Here is an 18,005-nt window from a genome sequence, read left to right as displayed (position 1 = left end):
CAATATGACTTTTGATAAGCAATCCATCGCCCAGGTGAAAACGCAGGTGAAAAACATGGCCCCGGTAGACCAGGAAGCCCTCATTCCAGCCTTACGGGCTGATGCCCGCCGGGGCCTCCAGCTTTTAGCTGACCAGCTGGAAAGGCAAATGGTGCAGAGAAAGGTAGAGGAGGACCGGCTGAGGGCCCTTTGGGCCCATGAGAACCGGCTAAGAAGCCAGGGCTATATTCGGATTGCCGGGACCGACGAGGCAGGTCGCGGGCCTTTAGCGGGACCGGTTGTTGCTGCTGCTGTCATCCTGCCGGCGGGGATCCTCCTACCGGGCTTAAATGATTCTAAGAAACTAAGCGAAAAAAGTCGGCAGGGCCTGGCCAGTCAAATTCGGGGCCAGGCCCTGGCCTATGCCCTTGGGCAAGCGAGTGTGGAAGAAATTGACCGGCTCAATATCCTCCATGCGGCGGAGTTGGCCATGAACCGGGCCCTGGGGGCCCTGGGTGACTTTTCGATTGTCCTGGTAGACGGCACCAACCGGCTGGCGCCGGCATTTAAGCAAGAAAATATTATCGGCGGTGACCAGGTCAGTGCCTCTATCGCAGCGGCCTCTATCTTAGCGAAAGTCCACCGGGATGCCCTGATGGTCAAGTTGGATGAGCTATACCCGGGCTATGGCCTGGCCCGGCACAAGGGCTATGGTACCGCCGACCACTATGCGGCTCTCCGCGAGCTGGGTCCCTCTCCCTGTCACCGACGGTCCTTTAACCTGGGCCATACAAAAAGATAAGGAGTCCCGGGAGGGCTTGCACCGGATTTTCAGGATACTTGAGCAAATAGAGGGATTTTTCGCCTTTTTTTCTTAAAAGAAATTTATGCCTACTGAATCGTTTTGGAAAATGCTGCAATTAGGGTACAATAGTATATATTAGGATGATGAGGAGGTGCCTATGGCCAAGCCCCGTAAACGGCCCGCAAGACAAAGGCCGCGGCAAAAAAGCAAGGGACGGAAAAGAGCCACCCAGCGGCGGTCCCAAAAAAGCAAAAGTCGCCTGGCGATTATCGTCGTCTTCTTTGTCCTCCTCGCCCTAGCCATCATGCTCAATAACCCCTCCAGTCCGGAGGCGGTCACCGTTGAATATACCGGTAACCATGAATTTTACTTTGAACAGATGGCGCCGATTGCCCAAAAATATGGCAAACGACAGCATATCCACCCCTCCCTTATCCTGGCCCAGTCAGCTCTGGAATCCGGCTTTGGTCAATCGGACCTCGCCCGCATCCACAATAACTACTTTGGCATCAAGCGGACCGATAAGGAAAATGCAGCCACCTACGACACCGAAGAAGTGCTGGGTGGGGAGTCCATTACCGTTTCCGCTGAGTTCCGGGCCTATGATTCTGTAGAGGCGTCTGTCAAGGATTATACCAAGCTGGTCGGAACCCTGCCCAGGTATCGGGGTGTCGTGGAGGCAGAGACCCCTGAGGCTGCAGTCAAGGCCCTGGTCAAAGGCGGTTACGCCACTGACCCGGCTTATGCTCAAAAACTCATTCAAATCATCCATACCTATGAACTGGACAAGTATGACCAATAAAAAAGCGCCTGATGACAGGTCATCAGACGCTTACAGCTTAAAAGAGGTAGAAGTAAGTCAAGACCACAATCCCCAAGACAATCCGGTAGTAGCCAAAGGCCTTAAAGTCATTACGTTTTAAGTAGTTCAGCAAGAATTTAATAGCCATGATGGAGACCACAAAGGCAACGACCATGCCAAAAATCAAGTAAAAAGCTTCGACAGCTGTAAAGTCAAAGCCAAACTTGACCAATTTTAAAAGGCTGGCACCGAACATCACCGGGATGCTCATAAAAAAGGAAAACTCTGTGGCGATAAAGCGGGAGGTCCCACATAACATCCCACCGATAATGGTCGAACCTGAGCGTGAGGTGCCGGGGATGAGGGAGAGGACCTGAAAAATACCGATGGCCAGGGCTGTTTTATAGCTGAGCTGGTCAAAAGATTCAATATTAAAATGCCCTGAGCTGTGCCGGCGTTCAATTAAGATAAAGACGACCCCGTACACAATTAAGGCAATGGCAACCACTGTCGCATTAAAAAAGTGGGCTTCCATCCAGTCATCCAAAGGCAGGCCGATAAGGGCTGCCGGCAAACAACCGACGAGGGTTTTGCCCCATAAATTAAAGGTGGCCTTCTTTTCCACAGGGCTCTTCTTCTTAGCCCAGGGGTTGAGCTTTTCAAAGTAGAGGACAACAACGGCTAAAATAGCCCCCAGTTGGATGACCACTAAGAACATTTCCCAAAAATCACGGGAAACATTTAATTTGATAAACTCTTCCACTAAAATCATGTGACCGGTACTTGAAATCGGGAGCCACTCTGTGATCCCTTCCACGATGCCAAGTACTAAAATCTTTAGTAATTCAGCTATATTCACGTTTTTCCTCCTAATATCAAATGGCAATATGCTTATTTTAATGGATAGGCCATTTGGGTTCAAGAGGTTAGAAAGGATTATTGTGACCAAGTCGGTAAACGATTATCAAAAAGTATGGGCCATAGGTGACCTGCACCTCTCAATCGGTTTATCTCCTGACCTGGCCAAGCCGATGGATGTTTTTGGCGACCACTGGCTAGACCATACGGCACAAATAGAAGAAGCCTGGCAGGCGAAAGTTGGCCCAACGGATATTGTCTTGCTGCCCGGCGATTTATGCTGGGGGAATAAACTGGAGGATGTCCTGCCTTCCTTAGACTGGCTGGAATCCCTGCCCGGTCAAAAAATCCTCTGCCGCGGGAACCATGATAATTGGTGGCAGAGCATTCGCCGATTGCGTGATAGCCTACCGGCCAGTATCCACCTCATCCACAACGACTGTGTGGTCCTCGGCGATATGGCCTTTGCCGGTAGCCGGGGCTGGAGCTTTTACGACCAGGAGGGGGGCGGGCACCAGGCTAAAATGATCAGGCGGGAAGTGCTCCGTTTGGAAGCCAGCCTCAGTAAAATTCCGGAAGATGTCCGGTTGAGGTTTGCCCTCATGCATTTTCCACCCTTTAGGGAAGCCGGCGAAGAAAGTATTTTTACGCAATTATTGGCAAAATACCAGATCAATTATTGTGTATATGGCCATTTACATGGGTCAGATTGCTGCCGCTTTCAAAAAGTATCCATGGGAATGACAGAATTTCAGCTGGTTTCATCAGATTATCTTGATTTTTCTCCAGTTAATATCTATAATAAATATTGAGAAAAGGTGACAATGAAGGTTATATTAAAAAAGGACATGGAATGCAAAATTTGTAGGGAATTTAAAAGCGCCCATGTTCAAATCAAAGGGAGGTTAGTTTATGTTTGAGCAGTTGTTATTAGCACGCTGGCAGTTTGCCATTACAACGGTCTATCACTTTCTATTTGTACCGTTGACCATGGGTCTGCCTATTATGATTGCATTAATGCAAACCAAATACGTGCGCACCGGTGATCCCAAATATAAAACCATGACGAAATTTTGGGGTAAGTTATTTATTATTAACTTTGTATTAGGGGTAGCCACCGGTTTGGTACAGGAATTCCAGTTTGGTATGAACTGGTCTGGGTATTCCCGCTTTATGGGGGACATATTCGGTGCACCCTTGGCTATTGAAGCCTTAGCCGCATTCTTTATTGAATCTACTTTTATTGGGATTTGGGTATTCGGTTGGGACCGGTTACCTAAAAAAATTCATTGTCTCTGCATCTGGTTGGTTGCCTTTGCTTCTAACTTATCGGCCGTTTGGATTTTGATTGCAAACTCTTTCATGCAAAATCCTGTCGGTTATCAGATTGTCGCTCACGAAAGTGGAATGGATCGGGCGGAAATGACCAGCTTCTTAGAAGTCATTACCAATCCCTACGTCTTGCATCAATTCCCACACGTCTTTACCGCTGGCTTATGCACAGCAGCCTTCTTTGTCTTAGGTATCAGCGGCTATCACCTGGCTAAGGGTCAGTATAAGCCCGTCTTCCAATCTTCTTTCAAAATTGCTGCAGTGGTAGCTATCATTGCTTCCTTAGCTGTAGCCGGCATTGGCCACTTCCAAACCCAGTACCTGGGTAATGAAAAGCCGATGAAATTGGCTGCCATGGAAGCCCTGTGGGAAACCACAGAAGAAGCACCGCTGGCACTTTTTGCAGGTATTGACCAGGAAAATGGTACCAATACCACAGAAGTCGCTATTCCTAAACTCTTATCTTTTATGGCCCACAACAACTTCACTGACCCTGTTCAAGGGATCAATGACCTACAAGAACAGTACAGTCAAGAATATGGCGAGGGGAACTATATCCCTGATGTCTTTAGTATGTTCTGGAGCTTCCGCATCATGGTTGGGGCCGGTATGTTAATGATCGTCCTGGCCTTAGCAGCTCTTTTCATTGCATGGCGGAAGAAATACCATGATGGTGGTGCAGTTAATCTTCTGTATAAGATTTTACTGCCGGCCATTGCCTTACCCTACCTGGCTAACACCTTTGGTTGGTTAATTGCGGAAATGGGTCGTCAACCGTGGATTGTTTACGGCTTACAAAAAACCGAAGATGCTGTTTCTACAGCGATGCCTGCCAGTTATGTGTTAATTACCCTGATTGGCTTTACCCTGGTTTATTTGGTATTGGCGATTATTGACGTAAAGCTTATTGTAAAATACGCTAGAAAAATTGACGATGAAGCCAAAGAACCTATGGCAAAAGAGGAGGGCTCATTGTGGATTTAAATATTATCTGGTTCATTTTAGTCACTGTCCTGTTTATCGGTTTCTTCTTCTTAGAAGGGTTTGACTATGGTGTTGGGGCCCTCATTCCTATTGTCGGTAAGACTGATGATGAGAAACGGGTTGTCCTAAACACGATTGGGCCCTTCTGGGATGGGAATGAAGTATGGTTAATTACGGCTGGTGGGGCAATCTTTGCAGCTTTTCCCCATGTGTATGCCACCCTCTTTAGCGGCTTTTACCTGGCCCTGTTCCTGATCTTAATTTGCTTAATCTTACGGGCTTGTGGGATTGAATTCCGTTCTAAACAAGCCAGCACCAGCTGGCGGAATGGCTGGGATACCATCATTTCCGTTACGTCTCTTCTATCAGCCGTCCTTTGGGGCGTTGCTGTTTCTAACCTGGTGGCAGGGGTGCCTATTGATGAGAGAATGGAATTTGTCGGTAACTTCTTCACCCTCTTATCACCCTTTACCATTCTTGGCGGTATTGTATTTGCCCTGGTCTTCTTGTATCATGGGGCTACCTACTTGCAATTGAAAGTTGGCGAAGCTACGGTCCTCGATCGGTTGCATGCGTTGGCACCTAAGCTTGGGATTGGTATGATTGTGGCAACAGTCCTTTGGGTTGTATATGCCTACTTCACCACAGGTATGTTTGATAAACCGGTTTGCCTTGCCCTCTGCGCTGGCGCTGCGGTTTGCATGATTTTATCTGTACTTTTCAACCTTAAAGGCCGGCATGGTATTGCCTTTATCATTATCGCTTTAGCCATTGCCCTGACCACAATTACGGTATTCGTTGGTCTCTTCCCGAATATCATGATTTCTACCTTAAACCCTGAATGGTCCTTGAATATTTATAATGCGTCTTCCAGTCAATACACCTTGAAGCTCATGACCATCGTTGCTGTTTGCCTGGTGCCGGTGGTACTGGCTTACCAAGCCTGGTCTTTCTATGTATTCCGGAAACGGGTTAAAAAAGAAGACGTTCATTATTAAAATCAGGTAAGCTTAAAACGGCCACCTTTGGGTGGCCGTTTTCTTTTTTATCCTTTAGTTGGTTTCGCTTCAGGGTTTTTAATCAGTCAAATCATCGCTCAGCTATGATGCGTTATGAGGGAGGCTTCTTTTGATTAATAAAAATTTACTGGGTGAGCTCAAAAAATCCCCACTCCTATTTTCTCTTACCGTCCTCTTGGCCTTGCTAGGGGCCCTGGCAACGGTTGTAGAGTACTGGGCCTTAGCCTCCCTCATTGATGGTCTGATTTTTTCAAACCTAGGAGATGAAAGGCTAAAGGGCTATCTTTTCCTGACCCTGGCCGGCTTGGCGGTCAAGGTCCTATGCCAGCTGGGGTCTGACTTCTTTGGCCTGCAATTAAGCGAAATGGTCCAGGTGGAACTGAGGGAGGCCCTGGTCAATAAGATGAAGACCACCAACCCGCTCCTTGTTCGGTCCCAATCTATCGGTCAATTGATGACCACCTACCTGGAAGGGGTGGACAAGCTGGCGGTTTATTTCCATAGCTACCTGCCCCAGCTGGTGAAGTCTTTCGGTATTCCGATTTGCTTTTTGGTCTTTATCTTCCAGCTCGACCTCATTAGTGGCTTGGTTATGGTGGTCACCCTGCCCCTGATTCCCTTCTTTATGGTCTTGATTGGCAAGTGGACGACCAGCATTACCCACCTGCAATGGAAAAAGCTACAGATTTTAGCGGCCTATCTCCAAGATGTACTCCGGGGCCTGGAAACCCTTAAAATTCTTGGCAGAAGCAAGGACCAGGGTGAGCGGATTGCTGAAGTCAGTGAAAGTTACCGGGTAACGACCTTGAAGGTTCAGCGCTGGGCCTTTCTATCTTCCCTGGTCCTTGAACTGGCGGCTACCTTGTCCATTGCTATTGTTGCGGTGGGCCTGGGCCTACGCTTGGTGACCGGGGAGTTAAATTACCTGCCGGCCTTCTTCATCCTCTTACTGGCCCCGGAATACTACCAGCCCATGCGGGAACTGGGCGGGTTTTTCCACTCCGGTATGGATGCCGATGAGGCGGCCCAGGATATTTATGCCTTTTTGCAGTTGCCTGACCGGCAGACCCAGGTCCGGGTACCGGCCCAGGCCTTTGACCATTTGGAATTTAAAAATGTTTCCTATAATTATCCGGGGAGCCCGGCCTTGGCTGTCGAAGACATCAGTTTTAACTGGCGGGCAGGGGAAAAGCTTGCCTTGGTGGGTATGAGCGGCAGTGGGAAGACCACCCTTTTATACCTGGCCCTAGGCTTTATCACCCCCACAGCCGGTGAAATCCTCTTAAACGGCAAGCCCCTCAAGGACCAGGTTGCCATCTGGCAGGCAAAAATAGGCCTAGTTCCCCAGGACCCCTATGTATTTCGGACCACCATCGCCCATAATATTGCCCTGGAAAATCAGCCGGAGCCCAACCGGGTGAGGCGGGCATCTGAGGTATCAGGCCTGACCGGTCTGCTGGCTGACCTGCCTGCAGGTCTGGAAACGCCTGTCGGTCAGGGGGTCCATACCCTTTCCGGCGGTCAAACGGCCTTATTAGCCATTTCCCGGGTCTTTTATCAGGCTTCAGAAGTCGTTTTTCTGGATGAACCGACAGACCACCTGGACCTGGCCAGTGAAAGCCAGGTTCTAGGTGCCCTGAAAAACCTTCTAGCCGGCCGGTCGGCCTTTATGATTGCCCACCGCCTTCATACCATCCGGGATGCTGACCAGGTCCTGGTTATGGATAAGGGCCGGCTGGTGGAACGGGGGACTTACGACCAGTTGATGGCCCGACAAGGGGCCTTCTATGCTCTGACAGGAGGTGGCAGCCATGCGTGACGCCTGGCAGTTTTTACTGCAGATGCTTAAGCCGATGCGGTATCGGATTATTCTGGGCGCCTTATTGGTTGCCCTGACGGTTTTTGGAAATGTAGGCCTCCTGGCAACGTCCGGGGTACTTTTGACCCGGGCGGCCCTGAAGCCTGAGCTCCTCCTGCTCATGCCCCTGATTACCGGGGTTCGCTTTTTTGGGACAGGCAGGGCAGCTGTCCGCTATGCAGAACGCCTTTATAATCACAGCCTGGCCTTTCGAATTTTAACAGGCCTGCGGGAGGCCCTCTACAAGCGCCTGGAGCCCCTGGTCCCAGACCTGATTCAAGGCTATTCGGAGGGGCAGTTATATAACCGCCTCATCGGTGATGTGGAGGTGCTCAAGTACTTTTACCTCCGAGTGGTTTCCCTGCCGGTGGGGACGATTTTGGTCATCCTGGGGACCTCGATTTTTACCAGTCTCTACGTGCTGCCGGCCGGTATCCTCCTGGCCTGTGACTTGCTGGTTTCCTTCTGCCTGATTCCGCTCCTATCGGTGCGCAGTCAGATTAAGATTGACCATAAGCGCCGCCAGTCCAGGGATGAATTATCCAATACCTTTACGGATATCTTTCATGGCCTCTTTGAATGGCAGACCAGTGATTTTGGTGACCACTTGGAAGACCGGGTCAACCAACTATCCCATGCCGACTTGCAAGCGCAAAGGCAGGGGGTCTGGGTCGAAAGACTGGCCATTCATGGTTTGGCCTTTTTGGCTCATGGTACGGCCCTGGGCGTCTTAGTGCTTACAGCACCGGCAGTCAGGGCGGGGGACTTGTCGATTTGGGTTTTACCCATGTTGACCCTTGTGGCCATGGCCAGTTTTGAGACCCTCAACCAGCTGCCCCAGGCCCTGCGCGAGTGTTGGATGTCCTTAGAGGCAGCGAAGGAATTGGCAGATATCCGGCCCAGCAGGCCCCTTCCACCCGCTGGCGACCAATTACCCGCCAGCCTGGATATCCAGGTTGAGGGGGTAGGCTTTTCTTACCACCAGCTGGAAGGAGAGGCCCTCAAAGATATCCATTTGGAAATCCCTCATGGCCGCCATGTGGCCTTTGTAGGGACCAGTGGCAGCGGTAAAACCAGCCTCGCCCGGCTCTTGCTCCGCCTGTGGCGGCCGGATAGGGGAGAGGTGCGCCTAGGCGGCCTGCCCTTGGACCAGGTGGAGGAAAGTTTTTTACGGGATACCATCGGCTATTTGGAGCAAACGCCGGCCTTTTTCAATACCTCTATCCGAGATAACCTGCGCTTAGCTAAGCCGGAGGCAGAGGACCCAGAGCTCATGGAAGTTCTCAAGGCTGTCCAGCTGGACCAGGTGGTTGCGGCTTGGCCGGAAGGGTTAGATACCTCCATTTTAGAAAATGGGACCCGTCTGTCCGGTGGGGAGCGCCAGCGCTTGGCCCTGGCCCGGGTGATCTTGCAAAATCCGGATATTGTGATTTTAGATGAGCCCCTGCATAACTTGGATGGTCTAACCTCCCAGATGTTGGATGCCTTTTTAGACCAATGGGCAGCCGACAAGACGGTCATCTTAATCACCCATGAATTAAAAACGTTACCCTTTGTTGACTTTATTTACCTCTTTCAACATGGTAAAATATGCGCAAGTGGTCCTCATTCAACATTATTGGCAGAATCGGAATATTACCAGAATTTGTGGCGGTTAGAGCAAGAGCGAATATAGGAGGGCAAATGGTGGAATTAAGAACGGAGAGAATGTTAACTTGGCTGACTGCCTCAAGCTTTGACCGGCATCCCGGCCTTTGTCATGCCTTTTCAACGCGGTTAGGTGGCGCCAGTCGCTACCCCTATCGCGGTTTAAACCTAGGCTTAAAGACCCAGGACCTGCCGGCGTGTGTGCAGGCCAACCGTATCCGCTTTTTAAGCCAGTTTGGCATTCGCCCGGAAGAGGCTGTTAGCCTTTCCTTTGTGCACAGCAACCGGGTGGCTTATATCGGCGAAGAGGACAAGGGGAAGGGCTATCTGGACCTGGGCTCAGTGCCGGCAGAGGCAGACGGGATGGTCACCAATGCCAAGCGGTGTGCCTTATTTGTGACCTTTGCCGATTGCCCGCCGGTCCTCTTTTATGACCCCTACAACCAGGCGATTGGGGCTTGCCATGCCGGTTGGCGGGGGACGGTAAGTGGGATTGCCGGCGAAACAGTCCGGGCGATGACCATGTACTTTGAAAGCGATCCGGCAGAAATAGAGGTGGTCATTGGTCCCTGTATTGGACCGGATGTTTTTGAAGTGTCGACGGAAGTCATTGAAGCGGTTCAAGGACATAGTGGCAACTGGATGGACCTCTTGCGGGAAAGCCCTTATGATCATAAGGCCCTGTTTGATATTCGTCTGGCCCTAACCTGGCAACTGGAAGGGGCTGGTATCCGTGGGGAAAACATTGACCACATCGACCTGTGTACCTTTAGCCGGAATGACCTCTTCTTTTCGCACCGGCGGAGCTTTGCTGACACCGGTCGGATGGGTGCCTTTATTATGCTCGATGGGGCGGTATGATGCTCTCTAACCGCTTACAAACCATCACTGGCTATGTTCCGGCGGGGAGTCGTCTGGCGGATATTGCCTGCGACCATGCCCAGTTGGCTCGCGCCTTAGTGCAAGCAGGTGCGGTGGATTTGGCCATTGCTGCTGACCTCCGGTCAGAGCCCCTGCGTCGGGCCCGGCGGGCCGCTGCAGAAGAAGCGATTCAACCCGGCCGGCTGGTCTTCCGTCAGGGCGATGGCCTAGAGGTCTTAGACCCCGGTGAATGTGACGTGATTGTCATTGCCGGCGTTGGCGGCAAGCTCATTGAACAAATGCTCAAGGCCAGGCCGGAAGTGGCCCAGGCCGCCGGTCGCCTCATCCTGTCCCCCCAACGGTCCCCCTGGCTGGTACGCCAATGGGCCCAAGACCAAGGCTATGCCATCTATGATGAACAGGTTGTCATGGAAGATGGCTACTTTTATGAAATTATTGTTTTGGACAAGGCACCAGAGCCCCAAGGACTCAGTCAGCTGGATATCCGCCTGGGGCCCATCATCGCCCAGGGAAGGGACAGCTTATCCCGTACCTACTTGGCCTGGCGGAGAGCGGCAGACAAACGGGCCTTGGCCAAAATGGCCCTTGCAGCGGAGGAGCATCCGGCCATCCGGGAGAAAATGATCAGTCTACAAGCGATTTGGAAGGAATGGGAGAAGCGATATGGCTATTCAGATGCATGATATTATCCAGGCAATGGAAGCGCTGGCCCCAAGCCGGCTGGCAGAATCTTGGGATAACCCAGGGCTGGCCTGTGGCCGGCCAGACCAGGCAGTGACCGCTGTCTTCCTGGCCCTGACGCCCACTATGGATGTGCTCCAACGGGCGCAGGAGGTCGGGTGTGAGGCGGTGATTACCCACCACCCCCTGATTTTTAAGCCGGTTAAGTCCCTGGCGGAAACGGCCTCTCCGGCCCGGGAATTGGCCTTCCTGGTGCGCCATGACATGGCCCTTTTTTCTGCCCATACCAACCTGGATATCTGTGAGGGCGGCGTCAATGATGTCCTGGCTGACCTATTCAATCTGGAGGGTCGGGAACCCCTTTCCGTTACGGAAAGGCAAGCCTACTACAAGTTGCGTGTCTTTGTACCCGAGACCCATCTGGCAGTAGTGAAAGAGGCCTTGTTTGCTGCTGGTGCCGGTAACCAGGGTGACTATGACCAGTGTGCCTGGCAAGTGGCCGGCCAGGGACAATTTCGCCCCAAGGAAAGGGCCAACCCCTACCTGGGTGAAGCCGGACAGGTGGAGACGGTGCCGGAAATGGCCTTAGAACTTTTGGTTTCCAGTCCGGCCTTGCCGGCCGTCTTAGCCGCCATGCATCAGGCCCATCCCTATGAAGAAGTGGCCTATGACCTCTTCCGCCAGGAAGGCCGGTCAGAGGCCTTGGGCCTGGGCCGGATAGGCCACTTGCCCGAGCCCCTTTCCTTTAAGGATTTTAAGGCCATCGTTCGCGACCGGCTCAAAACGCCCATCCAGTCCAGCACGGATGATGACCGGCTCATCACCACCCTTGCCCTCTGTGGCGGGTCGGCCTCCGGCTATATTGCAGAAGCCAAGTCCAAAGGGGCGGACTGCTATATAACCGGTGACCTAGGCTACCATGACTTTCAACAAGCCCGCGAAGCCGATATCGCCCTTATTGACGCCACCCATTTTGCCAGTGAGCGGCCCGTCTTAGGGGCCGTCAAGGACCACTTAGACAATATTTTTGCCCATCGATTGAATGTCGTTATTGATGCAGAAGAAAAAAATATGTTTACGTGAGGTGTCATATGGTCCTTAAAAAAGTAATTTCTTATGTGCTGTTGCTCACCCTACTGGCAGTTAGCCTTACGGGCTGTGGCCAGGCGGACTCCGGGTCAGAAGCATCGGAAGCCGGCTCAACAGCTGCCAGCCAAGAGGGGCAAGTCCTCCGGGTTGGTGTCCTCTCTATTGATGATGTCCTCCCCTTTATTGTGGCAGACCGGGATGGCCTTTTTAAAGAAAAAGGCGTCCAAGTTGAGCTCTATCCCTTTAAGAGTAGCATTGACCAATCCAAGGCCTTTGAAGCAGGTCAGCTGGATGTAGTCATGAATGATATGATTGTCCAGGGCTTGATGAAAAAAAGCGGAACGGATACCCGGATTATTTCCTATGCCTTCGGTGCGACCCCTCAAGAAGGCCGGTTTTTAATTTGTGCCGCCCCCAATAGTGGCATTGAAAAGCCGGAAGACTTGAAGGGAAAACGGGTGGCCATTTCCAATAACACGATGATGGATTTCCTATTAGACCAGTACTTGGACTATTACAAAATTGACCGGTCCAGTGTCGAGCGGGTGAATATGCCGGACCTGATGTTGCGGATGGAAACCCTCCTGGCCGGGAAGGATATTGATGCCGCAATTCTGCCGGACCCCCTGGCCAGTGCGGCGGTCCAGCAAGGGGCCAAGGTTGTTATTGATGATACCACCTTAACGGAGAACTTTTCCCAGTCCGTCGTCCTAGCGTCTACAGAAGCTATTGAGACACAAAAAGAGGCCCTGAAAAAATTCACAGCAGCCTACTTTGAGGCCATGCAGCGGATTAATGACAATCCGGACCAGTACCGGGCCCTAGCCCTGGAAAACGCCCATGTGCCGGATACCCTGAAAGACAGCTACCGGATGCCAACCTATACCCCGAAAGCTGTCCCCAGTGAAGAAGAAGTTGGCCGGGTCAGTCGCTGGCTCTTAGACCGCCAGTTGATAGATAAGTCCTATAAGTATGAAGAGATGGTTGACCAGGCATTTATCAAATAAAGAAGGTAGAACATGGTTTATGAAATATCCCAGCTGAATTTTTCCTATCCAGACGGCAAGCCTGTCCTAAAGGATATCCATTTGAGTATAGGCGCCGGCGAGCACTGGGCCATCATCGGTCGGTCCGGGTCCGGCAAGACCACTCTGCTCCAATTATTGGCCGGCTTATTGATGCCGGACCAGGGGCATGTCGGCTATCAAGGCGGGCCCCTCTCAGGCCCTTGTGAAGGAATTCAGATGGTATTTCAAAGCTATGGCCTTTTTCCCTGGAAAACCGTTAGCGACAATTTGGACCTGCCCCTCCGCCTAAAGGGTATAGACCGAAAAAGGCGGCAGCGGGCCATTCAGGAGATGCTGGGCCAGCTCCAATTAGAAGAATATGCAGACCGTTACCCCCAGACCCTATCCGGCGGGCAGCGGCAGCGAATTGCTTTAGGGCGTGCCATGATGACACGCCCTGAAGTCTTGTTATTGGACGAACCCTTTTCGGCCTTAGATGCCTTTACCAGGGAGAGGTTGCAGGGCTTTTTACTGGACTTGTTAGATAACAATAATATGACGAGTGTTTTAGTCACCCACCAGATTGAAGAAGCCGTGCGGTTAGCAGACCACTTTTTTCTCCTGCAGCCGGATGGCAATAGCTTCATCTTACATAAAAAGCAGTACTCAAATGACTTGTCCCAATTAAAAGCCCGGATTGCCCTAGCCCTAAGTGAGGATAACCATGAAGCATAAAACTACTTTGCTTGCAACCTTTATTTTGCTCGCCGGTTGGCATGGCCTTAGTCTTTTGATGGACAAGCCCTTCTTGCCAACGCCTCTGGCGTCCTTTTTAGCCTTTTATGACCTGGCCAGGGAGGGAGCGCTGGCCAAGGATTTCACAATTAGTCTGATGCGGGTCTTGGCCGGAACAGGCCTGGCCCTGGTTTTTGCCTTGCCTCTGGGCCTGGCCATGGGGCGGAAGAAACAGCTGAACCGCTTGCTAGACCCCTTTATATCCATCTTATACCCAGTGCCTAAAGTTGTCTTGTTGCCGATTTTCGTGGTCCTTCTGGGCCTGGGAAACGCTCCTAAGATTTTTTTGATTGCCTTAATTGTATTCTTTCAGCTATTAGTTGTCCTGCGGGATGCCGCTGCAGCTGTGCCGGCAGAGAGCCTTCTTGCGATGCGGATGCTTTCTGATTCCCGAATCCAGGCCTTTAGGCACCTGCTCCTCCCCTGGTGCCTGCCGGACCTACTCACCGCTTTACGGGTGAGCATGGGGACAGCCGTTTCAGTCCTCTTTTTTGCCGAAACCTTTGCCTCCTTTGATGGCCTAGGGGCCCTTATTTTAGATGGCATGGAACGGCGGGACTATGCGGCCATGTATGGGGCCATCATTGCCCTTTCTTTACTGGGTGTTTTTCTGTATGAGCTCATCGGCTTAGCTGAGCGACACCTATGCCGGTGGAAGCGGGTGGATGGGTGAAAACTTGTGGATAAGAAGATCTTTGAGTATAATAGCCTCAAAGAAGGAGAATGCCTATGAAAAAAATAATCCAGGTGCTCTGCTTAATGACTACCCTGGCTTTTTTGGCCGGCTGCTCCCTGGTTTTGGCTGAGCCGGAAAATTTGATTACAGCACCGGTGAGTGATACCGCTCAGTTGAAAGAACGTAAAATAATCATGTCTTTACTGGCAGATGATGAACACCTGGTCGTACCGGCCAAGATGGATAATCCTGCACCCTATATTAACCTTGATTTAACGGATGACGGCATTGATGAAAAAATTGTCTTTTGGGCTAAAAATAACGGCTATCAAACCGGGGTTAATATCCTGCAAAAACAAAAAGATGGCCAGTGGATTGTCTGGGAACAAAAGCGGCTTTCAGGCAGGGCCGTTTCTTATTTTAAAAAATTAGACATTAACGGTGACGGTAAGGATGAGCTCTTTGTCGGCATCGATAGCGGGGCTTATAATACCCTTTATATTTTTGGCGCAGACCAGAAGAAGGGCCTTGCTCTTGTGGACCAAATCAACTACACCCACCTGGCTTTTGCATCGCTTCAAAATAATGACCACATGACCCTCATTACAGCCCTGACTGATGCCAGCTCAGAAACGCCAACCACCGACTTAAATATGTACGACTGGGCTGATGGACACCTGCGTCGGACCTTCCGCCGCCAGTATGACGGTTTCTGCCAAGGGATGCGGTATGGGGCCATATCACTAGAGGAATCAGGTCTCTACCTGGCCCTGAGTACAGACTTTAACAGTTTAAATATCGTCCTCCTGCGCTACCAAGACGGGGCCTTCCGTGAACAATTACGGCGAGAAGTCCTCTATGTTAATGCCCTGGCCGAACAGCCGGATGGAATGATTCGTGATATTAACGATGACGGCGTCCTGGACGTGCTCTCTGTTCGTCCACCGACTGACGCATCTAAGATGGAACCGCGCGAATTTCTGCAGATTTGGAGCAGCTGGGATGGGGCAGCCGGGTTAAATCCCATCCAGGCCTATATCGATAACAAGGCTGACGGCTATCGCTTTATCGTCCCCACCAGCTGGCTGGGTAGCTTGCAGTATCAATATGTCCCGCAGAGCGGTAACAACCAACTTAAACTTTACGATAAAGACAATAATACCGGCGAACCCTCGGTGACCATCATCACCCGGGAAGTGGACAAGGAAACCAACCTCAAGGCCTTAAAAGAAGAATATACTTTCTTAGGGGCCTCCCCATCCAACCAACGGGTCTACCTGGCCAAACTGGGTAAGGACAGCTTTGGTTCCACTAAAATTACAACTGCCGATATTGCAGAAGCATTCCGTATTGAAGGAGGCCGGTAAAATGGCAACAAAAATACTGGTAGTAGAAGACGAAGAAGCCATTCGCGGCTTTATAAAAGTCAACCTGAAGAGAAATAATTTTGATGTAATTGAAGCCGGTAGTGGGGAAGAGGCCATTAACTTACTGGATGACAGCATTGACGTCATCCTGTTAGACGTTATGCTGCCGGGGATGAATGGCTTTGAAGTCTGCCGGCAGGCCCGGGAAGCCTTTCCCCAGCTGGGTATCATCATTCTGACCGCCAAAGGCCAAGAAGACAATAAAATAGAAGGGCTGGAGGCCGGGGCAGATGACTATATCGTCAAGCCCTTTAGTCCCAAAGAGCTCCTGGCCCGGATTAACTCCCTGCTGCGCCGCTTATCTATCCAAGTGGAAGATATCCAAGAGGATGAGAACGACCTCCAGTCAGGTATCTTCCGCCTGGTGGTAGATGAGCGTCGCTTTACCAAAAATGGTGAAGAAATCGAATTAACCCCTATAGAATTTTCTCTGGTCAAGTACTTTATGGAAAATGCCAATAAAGCCATCCACAGGGATGAAATTTTAAATAATGTGTGGGGTTATAATTATGTGGGGGATTTTAAAATCGTGGATGTTAATATCCGCCGGATCCGCCAAAAAATAGAAGATGACCCGTCAGATCCCAAATTTATTGAAAAGGTGTGGGGCTATGGGTATCGCTGGTGGGGCGGTGATTAATTGTGCCAAGTATCGGGCGCAAGCTGACCTACAGCTATGTTCTGATTAGCCTTATCACCGTCCTAATCATGGAAAGCCTCTTTGGCATGGCCATCTACCAGTATTATGTATCCGGGATGAGCCAGACCCTCATCAATCACGCTGAAGCCAGTGCTACCATGTATGATAAGTATGCCCCCTCAGGCACCATCGATGACAAAGCCGCCTTTATCTATGAAAACATGAAGGTCGACGAAAATGCCCTCGTTGAGGTATATGGTCAAGATCGCCAGTTTATCGTAGATAATACAGGCAACCGGTCCAGCCATATCACCCTGGGCAAGGACTATGACGAAGCCCTAGCCGGGGATACCGCCATCTGGCGGGGCAGAACCAAGACCAATGAACCAATCATGTCCGTATCGGTTCCCCTCAAAGACCGGGACCAGGTCATTGGCGTCTTGCGTTACGTCAGTTCCATGTCGCCGGCCCATTCTGTTATGCGGAGCAATGCCGTCATGGCCCTGATTATTGGCCTTATCATTCTTTTAGTGGCGGCCTTGCTGGGTTATATGATGAGCCACCGTATTCTAGTCCCCATCAAGGACCTGATTCGGGTCACCCGAGAGGTGGCTGCCGGTAATCTGACCGTTAAGGCCAGGCGGTATTACCACGATGAAATCGGCCAGCTGGCCAATGTCTTCAACAAAATGACCGATGAAATCCGCCGCAGTAACCAGGCCAAAACAGACTTTATCTCCAGTATCTCTCACGAATTGCGGACGCCGCTCACATCGATAAAAGGTTGGGCGGAAACCATCGATGACAATATTAAAGATGACGAAACCGTCCGGCTGGGCATAGGGATTATTGACCGGGAGACCAACCGCCTGATTCACTTGGTTAATGACCTCCTGGATTTTTCTAAATTACAATCCCACCGCATCGAGCTGAATATCGATACCCTCTGGCTAGATGACCTGCTCAAGGGTATTTACCACCAGTTCGCAGCCCGGGCCAGTCAGGAAGAAGTCGTCATCCGTCTTCATCTAGACAGCCAAGAGCCTATGATTTTAGCTGATGAAGATAGGCTCCGCCAGGTCCTTATCAACATTATCGATAATAGCTTTAAATTTGTTAAAGGCCGGGCCAATGCTGAAATCATTATCCAGTCCCATATGCTGGATGACCAGGTCGTTATTACTATTGAAGACAACGGCCCCGGTATGGGGTCAGACGAGCTGGTGCGGGTCAAGGAAAAATTCTACAAGGGGTCTACCAAGCAGGCCGGTACCGGCTTGGGCCTATCCATCGCCAATGAGATCGTAGAATTGCATAAGGGGACCCTGTATATCGATAGTATCCGTGGCGTCGGCACCAAGGTATCCGTTGTTTTACCCGTTGCTGACCGCCAACTGGAAGAGCAAATGCTTCATTTAACTGAAGGTACTGAGTCGGCAGAATCCTAGGATCTGCCGACTTTTTGTTTGAAATGAAGGCGGTTGGGTATATAGACAGTAGCAAACGTGATTAACCGGTGGATTG

17 protein-coding genes are annotated in these 18,005 nt (G+C 50.9%); 16 read left to right on the top strand and 1 reads right to left on the bottom strand.

Annotated features, from left to right (window positions below; translation table 11 throughout):
- The first annotated feature begins 4 nt into the window (after positions 1-4).
- Together ACKQTC_RS02705 and ACKQTC_RS02700 are read left to right on the top strand one after the other, a co-directional pair.
- On the top strand, positions 5-781 hold the full coding sequence (locus ACKQTC_RS02705) for a ribonuclease HII (RefSeq protein WP_408976889.1): 777 nt from the start codon (positions 5-7) through the stop codon (positions 779-781).
- A 160-nt stretch (positions 782-941) separates the two neighbouring features.
- Complete coding sequence (locus ACKQTC_RS02700; RefSeq protein WP_408976888.1) at positions 942-1,586, top strand: glycoside hydrolase family 73 protein; 645 nt, start codon at positions 942-944, stop codon at positions 1,584-1,586.
- Positions 1,587-1,623: 37 nt separating this feature from the next.
- On the opposite strand, the gene ACKQTC_RS02695 is transcribed toward ACKQTC_RS02700, so the two are convergent.
- Complete coding sequence (locus ACKQTC_RS02695) at positions 1,624-2,445, bottom strand: undecaprenyl-diphosphate phosphatase (RefSeq protein ID WP_458295181.1); 822 nt, start codon at positions 2,443-2,445, stop codon at positions 1,624-1,626.
- An 82-nt stretch (positions 2,446-2,527) separates the two neighbouring features.
- Between ACKQTC_RS02695 and ACKQTC_RS02690 the strand changes: the two genes are divergently transcribed.
- From ACKQTC_RS02690 to ACKQTC_RS02625, 14 genes are all read left to right on the top strand, one after another.
- The gene (locus tag ACKQTC_RS02690) at positions 2,528-3,256 is read left to right on the top strand and encodes a metallophosphoesterase (protein WP_408976887.1); all 729 of its coding nucleotides are present in this window, start codon (positions 2,528-2,530) and stop codon (positions 3,254-3,256) included.
- A 100-nt stretch (positions 3,257-3,356) separates the two neighbouring features.
- On the top strand, positions 3,357-4,760 hold the full coding sequence (locus tag ACKQTC_RS02685; protein WP_408976886.1) for a cytochrome ubiquinol oxidase subunit I: 1,404 nt from the start codon (positions 3,357-3,359) through the stop codon (positions 4,758-4,760).
- Positions 4,751-5,758 carry a cytochrome d ubiquinol oxidase subunit II gene (cydB, locus tag ACKQTC_RS02680; RefSeq protein WP_408976885.1) on the top strand — a complete coding sequence of 336 codons (1,008 nt, stop codon included), beginning with the start codon at positions 4,751-4,753 and terminating at the stop codon, positions 5,756-5,758. The genes ACKQTC_RS02685 and cydB overlap by 10 nt, the downstream gene beginning before the upstream one ends.
- A 130-nt stretch (positions 5,759-5,888) precedes the next feature.
- On the top strand, positions 5,889-7,598 hold the full coding sequence (gene cydD, locus ACKQTC_RS02675) for a thiol reductant ABC exporter subunit CydD (protein ID WP_408976884.1): 1,710 nt from the start codon (positions 5,889-5,891) through the stop codon (positions 7,596-7,598).
- Entirely contained in the window at positions 7,591-9,312 is a 1,722-nt protein-coding gene (gene cydC / locus ACKQTC_RS02670; RefSeq protein ID WP_408976883.1) for a thiol reductant ABC exporter subunit CydC, read from the top strand. Before cydD ends, cydC begins: the two co-directional genes overlap by 8 nt.
- 11 nt (positions 9,313-9,323) lie before the next feature.
- Positions 9,324-10,145 (top strand): peptidoglycan editing factor PgeF, encoded by an 822-nt coding sequence (pgeF, locus tag ACKQTC_RS02665; RefSeq protein ID WP_408976882.1) that lies wholly within the window; start codon positions 9,324-9,326, stop codon positions 10,143-10,145.
- Positions 10,142-10,849: a tRNA (adenine(22)-N(1))-methyltransferase gene (locus ACKQTC_RS02660; RefSeq protein ID WP_408976881.1), complete on the top strand. Its 708-nt coding sequence runs from the start codon at positions 10,142-10,144 to the stop codon at positions 10,847-10,849. The genes pgeF and ACKQTC_RS02660 overlap by 4 nt, the downstream gene beginning before the upstream one ends.
- The gene (locus tag ACKQTC_RS02655) at positions 10,830-11,930 is read left to right on the top strand and encodes a Nif3-like dinuclear metal center hexameric protein (protein WP_408976880.1); all 1,101 of its coding nucleotides are present in this window, start codon (positions 10,830-10,832) and stop codon (positions 11,928-11,930) included. Before ACKQTC_RS02660 ends, ACKQTC_RS02655 begins: the two co-directional genes overlap by 20 nt.
- Positions 11,931-11,971: 41 nt before the next feature.
- Entirely contained in the window at positions 11,972-12,943 is a 972-nt protein-coding gene (locus ACKQTC_RS02650; protein ID WP_408976879.1) for an ABC transporter substrate-binding protein, read from the top strand.
- Between the two features lie 12 nt (positions 12,944-12,955).
- On the top strand, positions 12,956-13,678 hold the full coding sequence (locus ACKQTC_RS02645; protein ID WP_408976878.1) for an ABC transporter ATP-binding protein: 723 nt from the start codon (positions 12,956-12,958) through the stop codon (positions 13,676-13,678).
- A 58-nt stretch (positions 13,679-13,736) separates the two neighbouring features.
- Positions 13,737-14,411 carry an ABC transporter permease gene (locus ACKQTC_RS02640; protein WP_408976877.1) on the top strand — a complete coding sequence of 225 codons (675 nt, stop codon included), beginning with the start codon at positions 13,737-13,739 and terminating at the stop codon, positions 14,409-14,411.
- 56 nt (positions 14,412-14,467) lie between these two features.
- Positions 14,468-15,781 (top strand): hypothetical protein, encoded by a 1,314-nt coding sequence (locus ACKQTC_RS02635; protein WP_408976876.1) that lies wholly within the window; start codon positions 14,468-14,470, stop codon positions 15,779-15,781.
- 1 nt (position 15,782) lies between these two features.
- The gene (locus tag ACKQTC_RS02630; RefSeq protein ID WP_408976875.1) at positions 15,783-16,481 is read left to right on the top strand and encodes a response regulator transcription factor; all 699 of its coding nucleotides are present in this window, start codon (positions 15,783-15,785) and stop codon (positions 16,479-16,481) included.
- Between the two features lie 2 nt (positions 16,482-16,483).
- Positions 16,484-17,929, top strand: coding sequence for a sensor histidine kinase (locus tag ACKQTC_RS02625; protein WP_408976874.1), 1,446 nt, complete (start codon positions 16,484-16,486; stop codon positions 17,927-17,929).
- The last annotated feature ends 76 nt before the right edge of the window (positions 17,930-18,005 follow it).

It is taken from the genome of Peptococcus simiae, from assembly GCF_046097595.1.
Classification (GTDB): domain Bacteria; phylum Bacillota; class Peptococcia; order Peptococcales; family Peptococcaceae; genus Peptococcus; species Peptococcus simiae.
The sequence above is the reverse complement of the archived record's forward strand: the minus strand, read 5'-3'. Positions and strand labels throughout refer to the sequence as shown.